General features: G+C 70.5%; 14 protein-coding genes and 4 pseudogenes. 10 read left to right on the plus strand and 8 right to left on the minus strand.

Features of this window, described 5'->3' with window-relative positions:
* A pseudogene (locus tag G3I77_RS27215) lies at positions 1 to 132 on the plus strand (IS481 family transposase); the annotation flags it as partial.
* On the opposite strand, the pseudogene G3I77_RS27220 reads toward G3I77_RS27215, so the two are convergent.
* Positions 129 to 510, minus strand: a pseudogene (locus tag G3I77_RS27220) (winged helix-turn-helix transcriptional regulator). The pseudogenes G3I77_RS27215 and G3I77_RS27220 sit on opposite strands and share 4 nt — an antisense overlap.
* Before the next feature lie 74 nt (positions 511 to 584).
* On the opposite strand from G3I77_RS27220, the gene G3I77_RS27225 reads away from it, so the two are divergent.
* Entirely contained in the window at positions 585 to 1,229 is a 645-nt protein-coding gene (locus G3I77_RS27225) for an NADPH-dependent F420 reductase (RefSeq protein WP_248507963.1), read from the plus strand.
* Complete coding sequence (locus G3I77_RS27230) at positions 1,226 to 1,849, plus strand: HAD family phosphatase (protein ID WP_248507964.1); 624 nt, start codon at positions 1,226 to 1,228, stop codon at positions 1,847 to 1,849. The genes G3I77_RS27225 and G3I77_RS27230 overlap by 4 nt, the downstream gene beginning before the upstream one ends.
* A gap of 45 nt (positions 1,850 to 1,894) precedes the next feature.
* Here G3I77_RS27230 and G3I77_RS27235 read toward each other — a convergent pair whose 3' ends face one another.
* Positions 1,895 to 3,520 carry an FAD-binding oxidoreductase gene (locus G3I77_RS27235; protein ID WP_248507965.1) on the minus strand — a complete coding sequence of 542 codons (1,626 nt, stop codon included), beginning with the start codon at positions 3,518 to 3,520 and terminating at the stop codon, positions 1,895 to 1,897.
* A 67-nt stretch (positions 3,521 to 3,587) separates the two neighbouring features.
* Between G3I77_RS27235 and G3I77_RS27240 the strand changes: the two genes are divergently transcribed.
* Positions 3,588 to 4,226, plus strand: coding sequence for a TetR/AcrR family transcriptional regulator (locus tag G3I77_RS27240; RefSeq protein ID WP_248507966.1), 639 nt, complete (start codon positions 3,588 to 3,590; stop codon positions 4,224 to 4,226).
* Between the two features lie 155 nt (positions 4,227 to 4,381).
* Positions 4,382 to 4,893: pseudogene (locus G3I77_RS27245) on the plus strand (TetR-like C-terminal domain-containing protein).
* 42 nt (positions 4,894 to 4,935) lie between these two features.
* Here the strand turns inward: G3I77_RS27245 and G3I77_RS27250 are convergent.
* The 3 genes from G3I77_RS27250 to G3I77_RS27260 all read right to left on the minus strand — a co-directional run bounded on the left by G3I77_RS27250 (position 4,936) and on the right by G3I77_RS27260 (position 7,907).
* Positions 4,936 to 5,568: a bifunctional 2-polyprenyl-6-hydroxyphenol methylase/3-demethylubiquinol 3-O-methyltransferase UbiG gene (locus G3I77_RS27250; RefSeq protein ID WP_248507967.1), complete on the minus strand. Its 633-nt coding sequence runs from the start codon at positions 5,566 to 5,568 to the stop codon at positions 4,936 to 4,938.
* Positions 5,569 to 5,809: 241 nt separating this feature from the next.
* Entirely contained in the window at positions 5,810 to 6,343 is a 534-nt protein-coding gene (locus tag G3I77_RS27255; RefSeq protein WP_248507968.1) for a DUF4232 domain-containing protein, read from the minus strand.
* Positions 6,344 to 6,935: 592 nt separating this feature from the next.
* On the minus strand, positions 6,936 to 7,907 hold the full coding sequence (locus tag G3I77_RS27260) for a YafY family protein (protein WP_248507969.1): 972 nt from the start codon (positions 7,905 to 7,907) through the stop codon (positions 6,936 to 6,938).
* Between the two features lie 139 nt (positions 7,908 to 8,046).
* On the opposite strand from G3I77_RS27260, the gene G3I77_RS27265 reads away from it, so the two are divergent.
* Positions 8,047 to 8,442 (plus strand): RidA family protein, encoded by a 396-nt coding sequence (locus G3I77_RS27265; protein ID WP_248508124.1) that lies wholly within the window; start codon positions 8,047 to 8,049, stop codon positions 8,440 to 8,442.
* A 71-nt stretch (positions 8,443 to 8,513) separates the two neighbouring features.
* Positions 8,514 to 8,999 carry a DUF488 domain-containing protein gene (locus G3I77_RS27270; RefSeq protein WP_248507970.1) on the plus strand — a complete coding sequence of 162 codons (486 nt, stop codon included), beginning with the start codon at positions 8,514 to 8,516 and terminating at the stop codon, positions 8,997 to 8,999.
* A 53-nt stretch (positions 9,000 to 9,052) separates the two neighbouring features.
* Here G3I77_RS27270 and G3I77_RS27275 read toward each other — a convergent pair whose 3' ends face one another.
* A complete protein-coding gene (locus G3I77_RS27275; RefSeq protein WP_374386925.1) occupies positions 9,053 to 9,517 on the minus strand; it encodes a MarR family winged helix-turn-helix transcriptional regulator in 465 nt (154 codons plus the stop codon).
* A gap of 98 nt (positions 9,518 to 9,615) precedes the next feature.
* Between G3I77_RS27275 and G3I77_RS27280 the strand changes: the two genes are divergently transcribed.
* Entirely contained in the window at positions 9,616 to 10,254 is a 639-nt protein-coding gene (locus tag G3I77_RS27280; RefSeq protein WP_248508125.1) for a maleylpyruvate isomerase family mycothiol-dependent enzyme, read from the plus strand.
* 101 nt (positions 10,255 to 10,355) lie between these two features.
* On the opposite strand, the gene murJ is transcribed toward G3I77_RS27280, so the two are convergent.
* Together murJ and G3I77_RS27290 are read right to left on the minus strand one after the other, a co-directional pair.
* Positions 10,356 to 12,041, minus strand: coding sequence for a murein biosynthesis integral membrane protein MurJ (murJ, locus tag G3I77_RS27285; protein ID WP_282574024.1), 1,686 nt, complete (start codon positions 12,039 to 12,041; stop codon positions 10,356 to 10,358).
* A 365-nt stretch (positions 12,042 to 12,406) separates the two neighbouring features.
* Positions 12,407 to 13,153: pseudogene (locus G3I77_RS27290) on the minus strand (dienelactone hydrolase family protein).
* Between the two features lie 110 nt (positions 13,154 to 13,263).
* Between G3I77_RS27290 and G3I77_RS27295 the strand changes: the two are divergent.
* Both G3I77_RS27295 and G3I77_RS27300 read left to right on the plus strand, forming a co-directional pair.
* The gene (locus tag G3I77_RS27295) at positions 13,264 to 13,746 is read left to right on the plus strand and encodes a MarR family winged helix-turn-helix transcriptional regulator (RefSeq protein ID WP_248507972.1); all 483 of its coding nucleotides are present in this window, start codon (positions 13,264 to 13,266) and stop codon (positions 13,744 to 13,746) included.
* A gap of 115 nt (positions 13,747 to 13,861) precedes the next feature.
* Positions 13,862 to 14,470 (plus strand): 2'-5' RNA ligase family protein, encoded by a 609-nt coding sequence (locus G3I77_RS27300; RefSeq protein WP_248507973.1) that lies wholly within the window; start codon positions 13,862 to 13,864, stop codon positions 14,468 to 14,470.
* Positions 14,471 to 14,578: the final 108 nt, after the last annotated feature.

The raw sequence follows: 14,578 nt of genomic DNA on the forward strand, positions 1-14,578 counted from the left end.
ACCAGCAACACCGAACGCACCGAGGCCCTGGCAGACTTCCTCCACACCTACAACCACCACCGCTGCCACACCGCACTCGGCGGCCACCCACCGATCAGCCGTGTGAACAACGCTTCAGGTCAATACAACTAGCGGGTATGAGGAGGGCACCGCGGAGTGGAGGCGCATGCGGCTTCCTGGGCAGCCATGACCTCATCGCCATGCTCGAAGGCCCATGCTCCGACGGCGTCGATAGGTGCCAACAGGGTCCGGCCCAGAGCGGTTGAGTTGGTACTCGACCCGTAGCGGCGCTCCGGGATGGGCGTGCCGTGCCACCAGTCCGTTGAACTGCAGGCGCCGCAGGGTCTCGGTGAGGACCTTGGAACTGATTCCGCCGATGCGCTCGCGCAGTTCGGCCGGGCGCCTGGGACCGTCACGCAGCGCCCAAAGCACCACGGCGTTCCAGGTGTTGGAGAGCAGGTCGAAGGCGAGGCGGGCGCGGCAGTCGGCGAGAAGGGCGCCGGTGGTCACGTACCACATGGTGCCCGACGGGCCACCTAACCTCGTCGCGAACGGTCGAAGCAGGCATGGAGGGAGAACGCACGATGAGAATCGGCGTACTGGGAACGGGCAACATGGCGGACGCACTCGCCACTCACTGGGCGCGAGCCGGGCACGAGGTGACCATCGGCGGACGGGACACGCACAAGGCGGAGCGGCTCGCGAGGCGCATCGGCAGCGGCGCGATGCCCGCCAGTCTGTCTGCGGCGGCCGAATTCGGGCAAGTGGTACTGGCCGCGCTGCCCTTTGAGGCAGGGGCGGGCGTGGTACGAGAGCTGCGAGCGGCCCTGGAAGGCAAGGTGCTGCTCGACTGCTCCAATCCGCTCGGGCCTGGCTTCCGGCTTCTGACGGACGGAGGCCCCTCGGCCGCGCAGCAGCTGGCCGCGGCGGCACCGGGAGCCCACGTGGTCAAGGCGTTCAATCTGTGCCACGAGGACGTGTGGCGCATGCGGCCACCGGTCTTCGACGGGCGGGCACTGGCCGTTCCGGTCTGCGGGGACGACCAGGTGGCCCTGGCGTGTGTACACGAGTTGGTGCGGGATGTGGGCTGTGAGCCCGTGGCCGGCGGCGGTCTCGCACGGGCAGGACTCCTGGAGGCGACCGCCGCACTGTTCATCGCCCTGTGGGTGGGCGAGGGAGCGGATGCCCAGGCCATCGCACCTCCGCTGGCGTATGCGGCCGGCGCATGAAGTACGTCCTGTTCGATGTCGACGGCACGTTGATCGACGCCGTGAGCAACCAGCGCCGGGTCTGGGGAACCTGGGCGGAGCGGTACGGGCTGGATGCGGACGAGGTCTACCGGGTGGCGCTGCGGACACGGCCGATGGAGACGTTCGCTCAGGTCGCCGCGGACCGTGATCCGCGCGAGTGCCTGGCCGTGCTCCACGAGTTGGAGGACGAGGACGTGCGATCCGGCGTCTATGCGGCTTTCGACGGCGCCTCGGAGCTGCTGCACAGCCTGCCGTCGGGGGCCTGGGCCCTGGTGACGTCGAACTACGAGCACCGGGTGCGCGGCCGTTTCCTGCGGACGGACCTGCCCGTGCCGGACGTGATCGTCGACGCGGCCGCCGTCGAAGAGGGCAAACCCTCTCCCATGCCCTATCTGCAGGCCGCCGCACGGCTGGGCGCCGAGCCGGGGGACTGCCTCGTCATCGAGGACGCGCCCTCCGGAGTACGGTCCGGGCTGCGCGCCGGGATGACGGTGTGGGGCGTGAACGCAGCCGCCGCGGTGGAGGGCGTGCATCGCCACTTCGGCAGTTTGCGGGAGGCAGCCCCTCACATCCTGGCCTGCATGTCCAGCCCTCAATGAGGCGGCTGCGACAACGCCAAGTCGGGTCACCTGCCCCTCGTTCGATCAGTCGATCAGGACGCCAGGGTTGAGGATGCGATGGGGGTCCAGGGCCTCCTTGGCGGCGCGCAGCGCCAGCGCAAAGGGCTCCGGGCGCTGGGAGTCGTAGCCGGGGCGGTGGTCTCGGCCGACGGCGTGGTGGTGGGTGATGCTGGCGCGGTAGCGGTGCAGGACGTCGCTCGCGGCCGCCTTGATGTCGTCCCAGACGGCGACTTCGTCGCCGGGGCGGCCGGCGACGGCCACGGTGAAGTAGGGGGCGGCGCCGTCGGGATAGACGTGCGTCAGGCGGCAGTTGACGGTGGCCGGGTGTCCGGTGGCCTTCGCGGCGGCGGAGCCGACCTCGGTGCGGACGGCGTCGATGAGGGCGGGAATCCTGTCCCAGGTGGCGGCGGTCTCGAAGGTCTCGACGACGGCACCCATGCGGGCCAGGCCGTCGCGCAGATAGGGCATGCGCAAGAACGCCGAGCGCCAGGCGCGCACCGCCGCGTCGGCCGGGACGGCGCGATCCGCCGAGGCGTCGCCGCCGTTCGCCGTCGGCGCCCCACCCCGGCCACCATGAGCCCGCGCCACCTCCAGGGCGCTCACGAGGCGGTCGTCGACACGACGAGTGGCGGACTCGAAGCCCAGCACCAGGACGGAGGAGCCGTCGCGCGAGGCGCCGGACAGCAGCGCCTCGCCGGGATCGAACAGGCGGCAGTTGGCGGGGGAGAGGTCGGACTGGGCGAGGGTGCGCACTGCCTCCAGCGCCTGTTGGAAGTCGCTGAAGGCCACCGACGCCGAGGCCTTGTGGCGGGGGCGTTCCTGCAGGCGCATCCACGCCTCGGTGATGACGCCGAGCGCACCCTCGGAGCCGAGGAAGAGACGGTCGGGTGACGGCCCGGCCCCGGAGGCGGGCAGCCGCCAGGACGTGCCCGAGCCGGCGGGCGTGACCACGCGCAGGGACTGTACGAAGTCGTCGATGTGGGTGTGGCCGGTGGCGTAGTGGCCCCCGGCCCGGGTGGCCAGCCAGCCGCCGAGGGTGGAGAACTCGAAACTCTGAGGGAAGTGGCGCAGGGTGAGGCCGTGGGGCCGCAGCTGCTCTTCCAGCACGGGACCGAGCGCCCCGGCCTGGATGCGGGCCGAGCGACTGACGGTGTCGACCTCCAGAACCCGGTCCATCGACGTCAAGTCGAGCGACAGGACGGCACGGTGGGTGTCACCGCGGTACTCCACGCCACCGACCACCGAGGAGCCGCCGCCGAACGGGATGACGGCCACGCCCTGCCCGCCGGCCCAGTCCAGCAGGTCGGCCACCTCCCCGTCGTCGGCCGGACGGGCGACCAGGTCGGGGATCCGTCCCGGCCGGCCGCGCAGGGCCCGGATGATGTCGCGGTAGGCCTTGCCCATGGCGTGGGCGGCGCGCACGTCCGGATCGGCGGTGACGAGGTGCGCCAGCGCGGGCGGGGGTGTCACGCCGGGCCGGGCGATCGCCAGGTCGGCGACCCGGGGCGTCGGCAACGGGCGGGCCAGGGTGCCAGGCAGCAGGGCACCCATCGCGACGCATTCGGCATCGTCGGGGTGGGCGTCGGCGTAGCCCCAGCCCCACCAGGAGCGGGTGCGGGAGGTGCCGTGACCGGAGGGTGAGGCAGGCATGCGTGTGCTCCCAGCGAGGCCCGTGAATTTACCCTACGGAAAATTACCGTAGGGTAATATCGATCCCATGACAACGCCCCCCTCGAAGGCCGGCACCAAGGGCGTCCCCCGCGCCGCCCGCGTACGACAGGTCCTGGCCGAGGCCACCGAGGAGTTCGGCCGCCGCGGCTACGAAGCCACCACCATGGCCTCCATCGCGACCCGAGTCGGCGTCACCAAGCCCCTGCTGCACCACTACTTCGGCAGCAAACAGGACCTCTACCTCGCGTGCCTCAACCCCGTGGGCGACCGGCTCCTGCACGCCATCGACACCGCCATGACCGAACCCGCCTCCCCGGCGCAACCCACCGCCCTGCGCGTGCTGCACGCCCTGTTCACCACTCTGGACGGGCAGCGCGAGGCGTGGTTCGTCCTCTACGACGCCACGCTGCCGCCCGACAGCGACGCCGCCCACCGCGCGGCGTACTACCGCCGCGCCATCGACGACCTCGCTGCCACCGGCACCGCCGACCTCCTGCGGACGGCCGGATCCAGCGACCCACTGGACGCCGACGCCCTCACCTACGCCTGGCGCGGCCTGTGCACCGCACTGGTCCGCTGGTGGGTCAACCACCCCGACCAGTCACCCGAAGCCATGACCCGACGCTGCGCACGACTCTTCGCGGCCGGCCGCACCCTCCTCGCCGCCGGCGACGAGCCCCTGTGATCACCGGACCGCCGAATGGCCTCTGGCGGGCGCGCGCGTTGCCGGTGACGGGCAGCAGCCCGGTCACTTGAGGTCGCGCGGGAACGCGGGGATCTCGTCGCGGGTCGGATGGTTCGGCAAGGGTGCCGGCCTGCCCTGAAGGAACGCGGTGATGAGTGGCCGCCGCTGCCGACACGTCGACAACGGCGGTGTACTCGCTGCTCGGTGGCAAGGACGGGTTGATCGGCGCCGTGCGCGACCGAGCCGTCGCCGGCCTGTTCCAGGACGTGTCGGCGGTGCCGACCTCCGCGGACCCGCTGGCCGACCTCTACACGCTGGCCGTCGCCTACCGTCGCTGGGGCGCGGCCACAGCCACCTGTACACGGTGCTGTTCGGTGGTGTGCAGTCCTTCGACACGTCGGGGGAGGTCGGCGCGAGCGACCCGATCCGCCCGCTCCTCGCGGCCATCGATCGCGCCCTGACGGAGTCGGTCCTCGCCGGCGAGGCGACGTCGATCGCCCTGTCGATCTGGGCAGCCATGCACGGAGTCGTGACGCTCGAACTGTCCGGGGCCCTCGACGCCGCCACCGCCGAAGGCGCATTCCGGTCGACGATGCACGCCACGCTGCGCGGATGGACGACCCCCGCGGTGTTCAGCGGCCTGCGCCGGGCCGAAGTCGCTCCTTGACGCGACGGATGCACGCGCGCTCGTGCTTGGACCTCGGTGGCGTCAGGCGGTGCGGCGGATCAGGAGTACGTGATCGGTGACCTCGGCCGTGCGCCCGTCCGGGCCGGTCGTGATCCTGCGGGGCGCGTCGGCCCGCTCGACCGTCCATGTCCTCGGGTCCAGGTCGATTCCGGCGGCGACCTCCCGCGGGCTCGGGTACCGGGTGTCGAAATCCTGGTTCCACGACCACGGTGCGGCCGATCCGTGGTCCACCACCAGCAAGCGTCCGCCCGGGCGCAGCGCATGCGCGGCTGAGCGCAGCACGGTCGACCGGTCCAGACCGAAGGGGGTGTGCAGATAGTGGGCGCAGACGAGGTCGAATTCACCGGGCGGGAAAGACGCTTGCAGGTCGTGCCGCACCGCGGTGACGCGCTCGCCCAGGCTGTGTGAGCGCGCGAGGCCGGTGAGCCGCTCGACCGCCACGGCCGAGATGTCGACCGCGGTGACCTGCCACCCCTGGCCGGTGAGCCACAACGCGTCGCCGCCCCCGCCGCATCCGAGGTCCAGCGCGCCACCGGGCGGAAGGCCGAGGCCGGTCACCGTCTCGGTGAGGCGAGCGTTGGGTTGTGGGCCGTCGACTGCCGGGCGGGCCGCGTACACGCCGTCCCAGAACGCGACCGCATCGGTGGTGCTCATCAGGCCTCCTTGTGGCGGAATGCGCCCAGTCTTGCCAGGCCCCCGCGGCTCGGCACGGATTCTTGCGGTTACGGCAAACGGCCTCCCCGGCCGGAGACCGGCGGCGCCCCGGCCGACGGGATGTCCCTCGGCCGGGGGCGGCTGGTACGGGCTCGTCACCGGGGCGGGGGGGCATGGTGCCGCCCCGCCGATGGGTGACGTTGCTGTCATCGGGCGCGGTGCGAACGCCCGGCGCGGGGCGTCAGTTCGAGAAGGGGACGGCGTCGGCCGGGTCGGCGTGCCAATTCGTGGCCTCGGGCCGGTCGACCGTCGTGGTCTCGGGGAGGGCGAGGGTGACGGCGTTCGTCTCGTCGCCTGCGACGGAGAGGTGGAGGAAGTCGAACTCCCTGCCGTGGTCGTCGTTCGTGGTCTTGGGGTTGATGCCGGCGTAGGCAGCGGTGGAGCCGGACAGCGTGACCCTGTCGCTGACAGCATGCTCGGCCGGCGCCACCTCGGTGTCGGCTGAGGAGCCGAAGGAGGCGGAGGGGAAGACGCCCTCCAGGTAACAGGTGACGCCGGACTTGGCCTTGGCCGTGACGAGGAAGTAGCCGCCCGCCTGTGTCTTCAAGCTGATCTTGAAGCTCAGGTCCTTGGTGGCGCAGGCCCGCACGGTGGTGCTTCGGCTGTCGGCCGTGGCCGTCGCGGTGGCGGTCGCGGTCGCGGTGGCAGTGAGGGCCACAGCCGCGGTTGCGGCCAGGGCGAGTCGGGCGGAGGGGGCGGCAAAGCGCGAACGCATCGAGATCTCCATCGTGCGAAGTGGGTTGTCCAGCGGACTGCTTGGACGACCTCAGCCTGTTCCGTGACGCGTCCCACCCGCCACAACGGGCGGTCATTCCGGGACGCCGGAACGCTGGAACGGGTTCTGACCAGCGCGGACGCCGACTGCCTGGAACGGCATGCCGGGATGCGGAGGGTGTACCGCGTCAGCTGCCGAACGCCCGGCTGAACGTCGGCCTGTCAGGAACCCCCGGGGGCCCGCTCGACAGCTCAGGGCGCGATGCCCACCGAGGGCAGTCGGCTCCACTCCTTGTCCTGGTGAGCGGAGAGGGCCGGCCAGTTCAGACCGTCTGGGCGCGGGCTCCTCGCCCAGGGGTCCGGCCCGCCGTGTGCGGTGTATGACCAGGGCGCCGTTCCACCGCTTGGGAAGGACGATCGCGTAGTGGGCGCCGTCCGCGCTCTGCCCGGTGGCGGCGGCAACGACCGCGGGAAGCCCAAGGCAAGCACGCCGGCGCATGGCCCGCGGTCCGCGCGGTGCTCGTCCCGACCGCCCAGGGCGCGGGCTGGCCAACAAGCGTGCTCAGGTCGGCCCACTGTGGCGCTCAGTCACATCAGGATGAATTTCCATAGCGGGTGGCAAGCTCGGCGGCACGGTTGTGCAGGGACGTGCGCAACGCCCCCGGGGCCAGGGCTTCCGCGTCCGTGCTGAGCTGCCACAGCGCCCACTCGGCGTGTCGTAGGTCCTGGAAGGTGACCTCCAGCCGCAGCCAGCCGTCGGTGTCGGGTTCCGCGGCGCGGACGGCCACCGCGGTGCTCAGCAGGTCCTCCCGCCGCTTCGGGTTCACCCGTACCAGCACGGCGATGTGGTCGCTGGACAGAAACCGCGCGCAGCGTTCCCGCCAGGCCCGGTCCAGATCAACCCGGTCCGGTCGCTGTGCCGGTTCGGGGAGTTCCTCGGCGGCCCGCACCCGCGACAGCCGGTAGGTGCGGTCCGCTCCGGATCTCGTGGCCAGCAAGTAGCTCCGGTCGCGTACGGTGACCAGGCCGATCGGGTCCACCGTGCGCCATTGTGGTGCCTGGTCCGTGGCCGCGTAGTGGATGCGCAGTCTGTGTCCGGCGAGCACCGCGCGCCGGATCTCGATCATCGTCGTAGCGGGCACCTCCTCCGTGGCCGGCCGGCGTGAGAGCAGGTCGGTCTCCGGTTCGACGAGGAACCGCTGCGCCGCGTCGCTCGCGGTGGCCTGATGGCTTTCGGGCAGTGCGTCGACCACCTTGCGCATGGCGGAAGCGAGCGCCGAGCCGAGGCCGAACACCCGCTCGCCGCGCCCCGATCCGGCGGCCAGCAAGGCAAGGGCCTCGTCGTGGTTCAGTCCCGAGAGCTCGGTCCGGAAACCGGGCAGGAGCGCGAACCCGCCGTGCCGGCCGCGTTCGGCGTAGACCGGGACACCGGCTGCGGACAGCGCCTCGATGTCGCGCAACACGGTACGGGTGGACACCTCCAACTCGCGGGCGAGCGTGTCCGCGGTCAGCCGACCGCGCTGACGGAGCAGCAGCACCAGCGAGACCAGCCGATCAGCGCGCATACGAAAACCCTATCCAATACATGACCAAGGGTGTCGTGATTGTTCGGAAGGCTCGTGAGCACGGACGTCGACGATGGCGGCTACCGCGCCGAAGGACGTGCGCACGTACTCCCATGACGGGAATGGAGCTGATGTGACAGTGGAACGAACGGCCGTCAACCCGGTGACGTGGTCGGTGGGGATGGGGTTCAACCAGGGTGAGATCGTCTCCGGGCACACCCGGACCCTGTACTGCTCCGGACAGACCGCGATGAACGCCGACGGCAAACCCGAGCATGACGGTGACATGGCCGCACAGTTGGCGCTCAGCCTCGACAATCTGGAGGCCGTGCTCGGCGAGGCCGGCATGTCCCTCGCGAACCTCGTCCGGCTCAACGTCTACACCACCGACGTCGATCAGCTGTTCCCGCACTACGGCGTGCTGGCGTCCCGGTTGGGCGCGGCCGGGGTGGCACCGCCCACCACGATGCTCGGGGTGACACGGTTGGCCATTCCCGGCCAGATGGTCGAACTCGAGGGGACCGCCGTCGCGTGATGCGACCTGGCCGCCTCTGCTGCCCGTGCCGGATCAACCGGCACGGGCAGCAGGCAGAAGGGTGATGGCCGATGCTCAGAATGGTGACGATCGGTGTCTACGGCTTCGACGGTGACTCCTTCCTGCGACGCCTGCGGCACGCAGACGTCCGCGTTCTGCTCGACGTACGTCAGCGCCGAGGCGTCCGCGGACCCGAGTACGCCTGGGCGAACTCACTCCGGCTGCGGGCGGCCCTCGCCCACGCCGGGATCGCCTACGAGCACCACCCCGAGCTCGCCCCGACCACCGAACTGCGCCGGCTCCAGTACGCCGAGGACGACCGCCGAGGCGTCGGCAAGCGCACGCGCCGCGAGCTCGCCGCCGAGTACACCCGCCGCTACACCACCGAGATCCTCGACCGCGCCGACCTCACACCGGTCGTGGCGGCGCTGCCGAGCAGCGGAACCGCAGCGCTGTTCTGCGTCGAGCGCGACCCGGAGGCCTGCCACCGCTCGCTGATCGCTCAGCGATTGGCCGAGCGGCACCACGTCACGATCGAGCACCTGCGCCCGGGGTGAGGGACGAGCCGAATGCCGGACCGCACCGGCTCTGGTTGCGGAACCCCTGAGTCCTAGGCCCAGGGGTCGGTGATCTGCCTGAGCAGGGTGAGTGCTTCCCGCAGTTGCTTCATCCGCCGTTTGCCGAGATGCGCCTCCCACTCCCTCTCCACCTCGGCGACCACCGCGTCGGCGACCTCCTTGGCCGCCCAGGCCTTCTCCGCGCCGCGGACCAGGCGGGCCCGCTTGTCGGTGGGGTCGGGTACGCGGGTGACGTAGCCCGCCTTCTCCAACTGGTCGACGAGGAAGCCCGCGGTCTGTTTGGTGATCTGGGCCTGTTCGGCGAGCTCGGTGAGGCGCGTGCCCTCGGGGCCGATGCGTTGCATGACCCGGGCCTGGGCGGGCGTGAAGTCGTCGAAGCCGGCCTCGGCGAGCGCGGCGAAGATGCGGTTCTCCAGGGCCCGGTAAGGCAGGAACAGGAGCACGCCCGTGTTGAGGTCGCTTTCCGTCACCCTTGCCGGCTCGCTTCCCGCACCCATGGGTCGGTGCACACCCCGCTCCCCTTGACAGTAGTCAGCCTCCCTGACTACTTTGGTCAGAGAAGCTTACCATTTGGGTGGGTGATGTCGTGGGTGCAGTGCTGGACACCGACGAGCTCTGGCAGATCGTCGACCAGGAGCGGACGAGCTTGGCCGACCTGCTGGACGGCTTGAGCCTTGAGGAGTGGGAGACGCGCACGCGGTGCGGGGACTGGCGGGTGCGGGACGTGGCCGAGCATCTGACCATCGCGGCGCGCTACTCCCACGGGCAGGTCGTACGGGAGATGGTCCGGGCCCGGGGCAACTGGAACCGGATGATCCACGACTCGGCGGTGCGCGAAGCGGCGCTGCCCGTCGCCGAGATCGTGGCCAATCTCCGCTCCATCGTCGGCTCCCGCCGCCTGGCACCCACCACCTCACCCCGCGAGCCGCTCCTCGACCTCCTCGTCCACACCCAGGACATCGCCCTGGCGCTCGGCCGGACGCACCAGATGCCCCTGACCGCCGCCCGTGACGCCGCCGACCGGGTATGGACCATGCGCATCCCGCCCCGCCCCTGGCCCCTGCCCAAGGCCCGACTCGTCGCCACCGACACCGAGTTCACGCGCGGGGACGGCCCGGAGATCCGCGGACCGATCGCGGCCCTGCTCCTCCTGCTCACCGGCCGCCCGGAGGCGGCCCGGGAGTGGGCCGAACGCACCGGGGAGCCGTGGACGGGGGTTGCGACTCCCCGGTAGTACGCCCGGTAACTGTAGTACGCCCGGTAACACGGCTCACTCCACCGGCCGCAACACTGCCCGTCCTGCGCCGACGGCCGTATTGCGTCGCTTGCCTGGACTCAACGCATCCAGGGCAGGCGACGCAGCTCGTCGACCTTCAGCAACCGAGCGAGAAGGAGGTACGTCACGGCTGTCGCGACTGCTCCGGCAGCCAATGCGACGGCAGTAGGCCACGTTCCCTCTCCCGGGCCGGCGCACCCACGTGCCACGGCCCAGCCCAGCCCTGCGGCCGGACCGGCGGCGCAGAACAGCTTCACGTAGGTGCGGCGCAGTCCGCCGTCGTCGATACGAACCCCGAGCCGCCTGCGCAGCAGGACCGCGGTCAGCGCGAGACCGGCCACGTAGGAGAGGGTGTAGGCCCCGGCCATGCCCACCACCGCCCAGCGGGCGGACAGCAGCAGATGACAGGCCGTGGCCAGGGCGATGTTCACGCCCGCGATCCAGGCCGCCATGAAGAACGGTGTGCGCGTGTCCTCGAAGGCGTAGAAGCCGCGCAGCAGCAGGTACTGGGCGGAGAACGGGATGAGCCCGAGCGCGAAGGCCTGCAGCATGTACCCCAGCGGGCGGACCGAGGCGGCGTCGGACGCTCCGTGGGCGAACAGCAGCGAGGAGATCTGCGGGCCCAGGGCGAGGAAGAGGAAGGCGGCGGGCACGATGACCACCCCGCTGATACGCAGCGCCCGAGACAGATCCGCGCGCAGATCCGGGATGCGCCCCTCGGCGACGGCCCGGCTCATGCGCGGCAGCAGCGCCGTCACCAGGGACACCGTCACGATCGACTGCGGCAGCATCCAGATGGCCTGCGCATAGGTGTAGGCCGAGTAGCCCGCGCCGGCCTGGGGCAGTTCCTGGTCGGCGGCGTTGGCGTAGTTCGTCACCACCGTCAGAGCGACCTGGTTGGCCAGGACGAACAGCAGCGTCCACTTCGCCGCGTGGACGCTCTTGCCCAACCCGGTGCCACGCCAGTCGAACCGCGGCCGGAACCGGAATCCCGCCGCCCGCGCGAACGGAATCAGCGCCAGCGCCTGCACGGCGATACCCGCCGTCGTTCCGATCCCCAGCAACCGCACCTGGCCGGCGGTGATGTCCTCCACCCGGTCCGGCACCGTCATCAGCCCCAGGTAGGCGGCGAACATGCCGATCAGCACGACGTTGTTCAGCACCGGCGTCCACATCATCGCGCCGAACTTCTCGCGGGCGTTCAACACCTGTCCGTAGATGCTGAACAGCCCGTAGAAGAAGATCTGCGGCAACAGGAACCGGGCGAACGTCACCGTCAGCTCGAACGCCGCATGGCTGTCCGCAGTGTCCCGCATGTACAGGCCGACGATCTGAGGCGCCGCCCACACCGCCAGCGCCGTCCCCACGCCCAGCACGCACAACACGAGGGTGACCAACCGCTGCTCGTAGGCCCGCCCGCCGTCGGGCTGCGTCGTCCGGGCCCGCACCAACTGCGGCACCAGCACGGCATTGAGCGCGCCGCCGATCAGCAGCGTGTACAGGCTCGTGGGCACGGTGTTCGCTGTGTTGTACGTACTGGCCAGCAGGCCCGTTCCCAGTGCCGCGGCCTGCAGCACCTGACGGATCAGTCCGGTCGCCCGTGACACCACCGTGCCAACCGCCATCAGCAAAGACGAACGAGCCGGCCCGCCCTTGTCCTTGTTCCGCCGGACGGCACGCCGCCCCCTCGTCTGCTGCTCCTGCGGCATGGTCTGCTGCGCCGCGGAGTTCGCCCCCTCCACCATGCCGTCAACCTATGCCCCAAGGTTCTACGGCCCCAATTCGCCGGTCTCACCTACCGGTTCAGCGAACCCTGTCCGGCACAGCCGTGACCGTAGCCAGACGCTTGGCGACGGGAGAGACATCGTGACGAAGCAGGCCGAGAGCGCAGCCGTCGAGCGCCCGGCCCGCGGGCGCGGGCGCCGCCCGGCCGACGAGGTCCGCGCGGACGTCTTCCGCGCGGTCGGAGAGGTGCTCCTGAAGGAGGGGATCGCCGACCTGACCTTCGAACGGGTGGCCCGCTTCGTCGCCCTCCCCTCCAACCTGATCGACGGCATCACCCCACCGACCGGACACCGCCCCGCCAACTCGTCCCGGCGTGCTCGGACTGTCAGCTGTTGGCCAGCGTGCGTCCGAGGAGGGGGAGCAGGCGGTCCCAGTGGTGCTGCAGGGCGGACGGGTTGAAGGCATCGGTGTCGGACATGGTGAAGCCATGGGCGGTGCCGGGGTAGATCTCGGAGGTGTAGCCGATACCTGCGGCATCCAGAGCTTGGTTGAGCTCGCCGAGGGCCTCGGGCGCCAGGTCGGTTTCGGCGTGACCGAGGTGGACCTCGGCGGTGAGCTTGGACAGGAGGCCGCGCAGACTCTCGGGACCGTCGGCACCCACGGGCCCGTGGAATGAGGCGAGGGCAGCCACCTGGCCGGGGTGGGCCGCGGCGGTGCGCATCGCCAGGAGGCCGCCGATGCAGTAGCCGGTCACCCCGACCGGCCCTGCGTTGACCTCGGGCCGGCTGGTGAGGAACCTGAGCTAGGCGTCGGCGTCACTCAGGACGCGCTCGTCGGTGTGCGCCTGGATCAAGGGCATCAGCTGGGCGAAGAGCGCAGTCCGGGCTTCTTCTCCGATGTGCTCGGGAAGTTCGATCACCGGTGCCGGACCGTGCCGGTAGAAGAGATTGGGGACCAGCACGTAGTACCCGTGCCCGGCGAGTTCGCGGGCCATCTCCCGCAGCACGGGCCGGATGCCGAAGCCGTCCGCGTACATCAGCACCCCGGGGTGCCGCCCGCCCTGGTCGGGAAAGGCGGCGAAGGCGTCGGCCCGGCCGCCCGCGGTGGGAATCTCCAGTGTCTTGATGGGCAAGATCTGCCTTCCTTGAAGTTCACTCGAGTACCGTTAGTCATACTAACGGTTAAGGGTCCGAGTGAACCTACGTCGTTAGTCGCACTAACACAACGAGTAGGGTCGGTGCCATGATCAGAGCCGAAGCAGCGGACATGCCCGACGACGGCATCCGCAAGACGCCCGACCGGCTGCGTCGGCGGGCGAGCCGACTGCTGTCGCAACTGACCATGCGGTCGGACCGGCTGATCACCGAGGGGCTGGCCCAGGCCGACGCCCGCAACTGGCATTACGCCGTGCTCGCTTCACTCCAGGAGTTCGGTCCGGCAAGCCAGGCGGAGCTGAGCCGGCGCTCCGGCATCTACCGCAGCGACATGGTCGGTGTCCTCAACGAACTGGCCGAGCGCGACCTGGTCGACCGGGCACCGGACCCCGACGACCGGCGCCGCAACGTCATCACGATCTCCTCCCGAGGCCGCCGCCACCTATGCCGCCTGGACAAGGTCCTGGACGACCTCCACGACAACCTCCTCGCACCCCTGAGTCCGGCTGAACGCGACCAGTTCGTGCACTTGCTCACTCGCTTGCTGGACCACCACACCCGGGGCTCTTGAGTCGTGCGGCGGGCTCGAACCTGGGGGTATGAACCGGTGGAGACGGTCAGCCGGGCCGTCCCGCACCTCGAGCCGGGATCTTGATCACGAGGCGTCCCGCCTGTGATCATGGAGCGTGTTGATCGCAGATGAGAGCAGGGCGGAGAGCGAGCAGGAGCCCGACGGGTGGCCGGACATACCCGGCGACACAGCCTTCACCATCAAGATCCGAGAGGCTGATCCGCTGGTCCGGGCCGGATTTCCCGCCCATGTGACGGTGCTCTACCCATTCGTCCATGAGGACCGCATAGACGCCCTGGTCCACCATGAACTGTCCGGCATCTTCGCAAGGCACCGCTCCTTCGCCCTGACCTTCGCCGCATTCGGCCGCTACCCCGGTGTGCTGTACCTCGATCCACACCCGCACGACCCGGTCAAGGCGCTCACCGCGGACCTCACTCAGCGCTGGCCCGAGCTCGTTCCGTACCGGGGCATCTTCGGCCCCGGACTCGACCCCCACCTGACGATCGCGAACCACGAGGGCCCCGCGACTCAGGACGCCGCCTACGACACCTTGCAGGCCGAACTCGCGCCGCTGCTGCCGCTGCGGTGCCACGTCGACGAGGTCGAACTCATCGTCTGGGACGGGGAACGCTGGCGGAATCGAGCCACGTACCCGCTCGGCGTCGCGCAGCGCGGTGTTCGCGCCGATGCCGTCTCCGTCGAGCGGATGGCCGAGAGCTGATAGAGGGCGCAGATCGGGGTACCTGCGTCGGCATGGCTTCCGAAACTGATCACGCTGAATCCGTACGAGCCCTGCGGCAGCTGCGCCGGATGCGCACCTTCTACGCCG

It is taken from the genome of Streptomyces sp. D2-8, assembly GCF_023184515.1.
Lineage (GTDB): Bacteria > Actinomycetota > Actinomycetes > Streptomycetales > Streptomycetaceae > Streptomyces.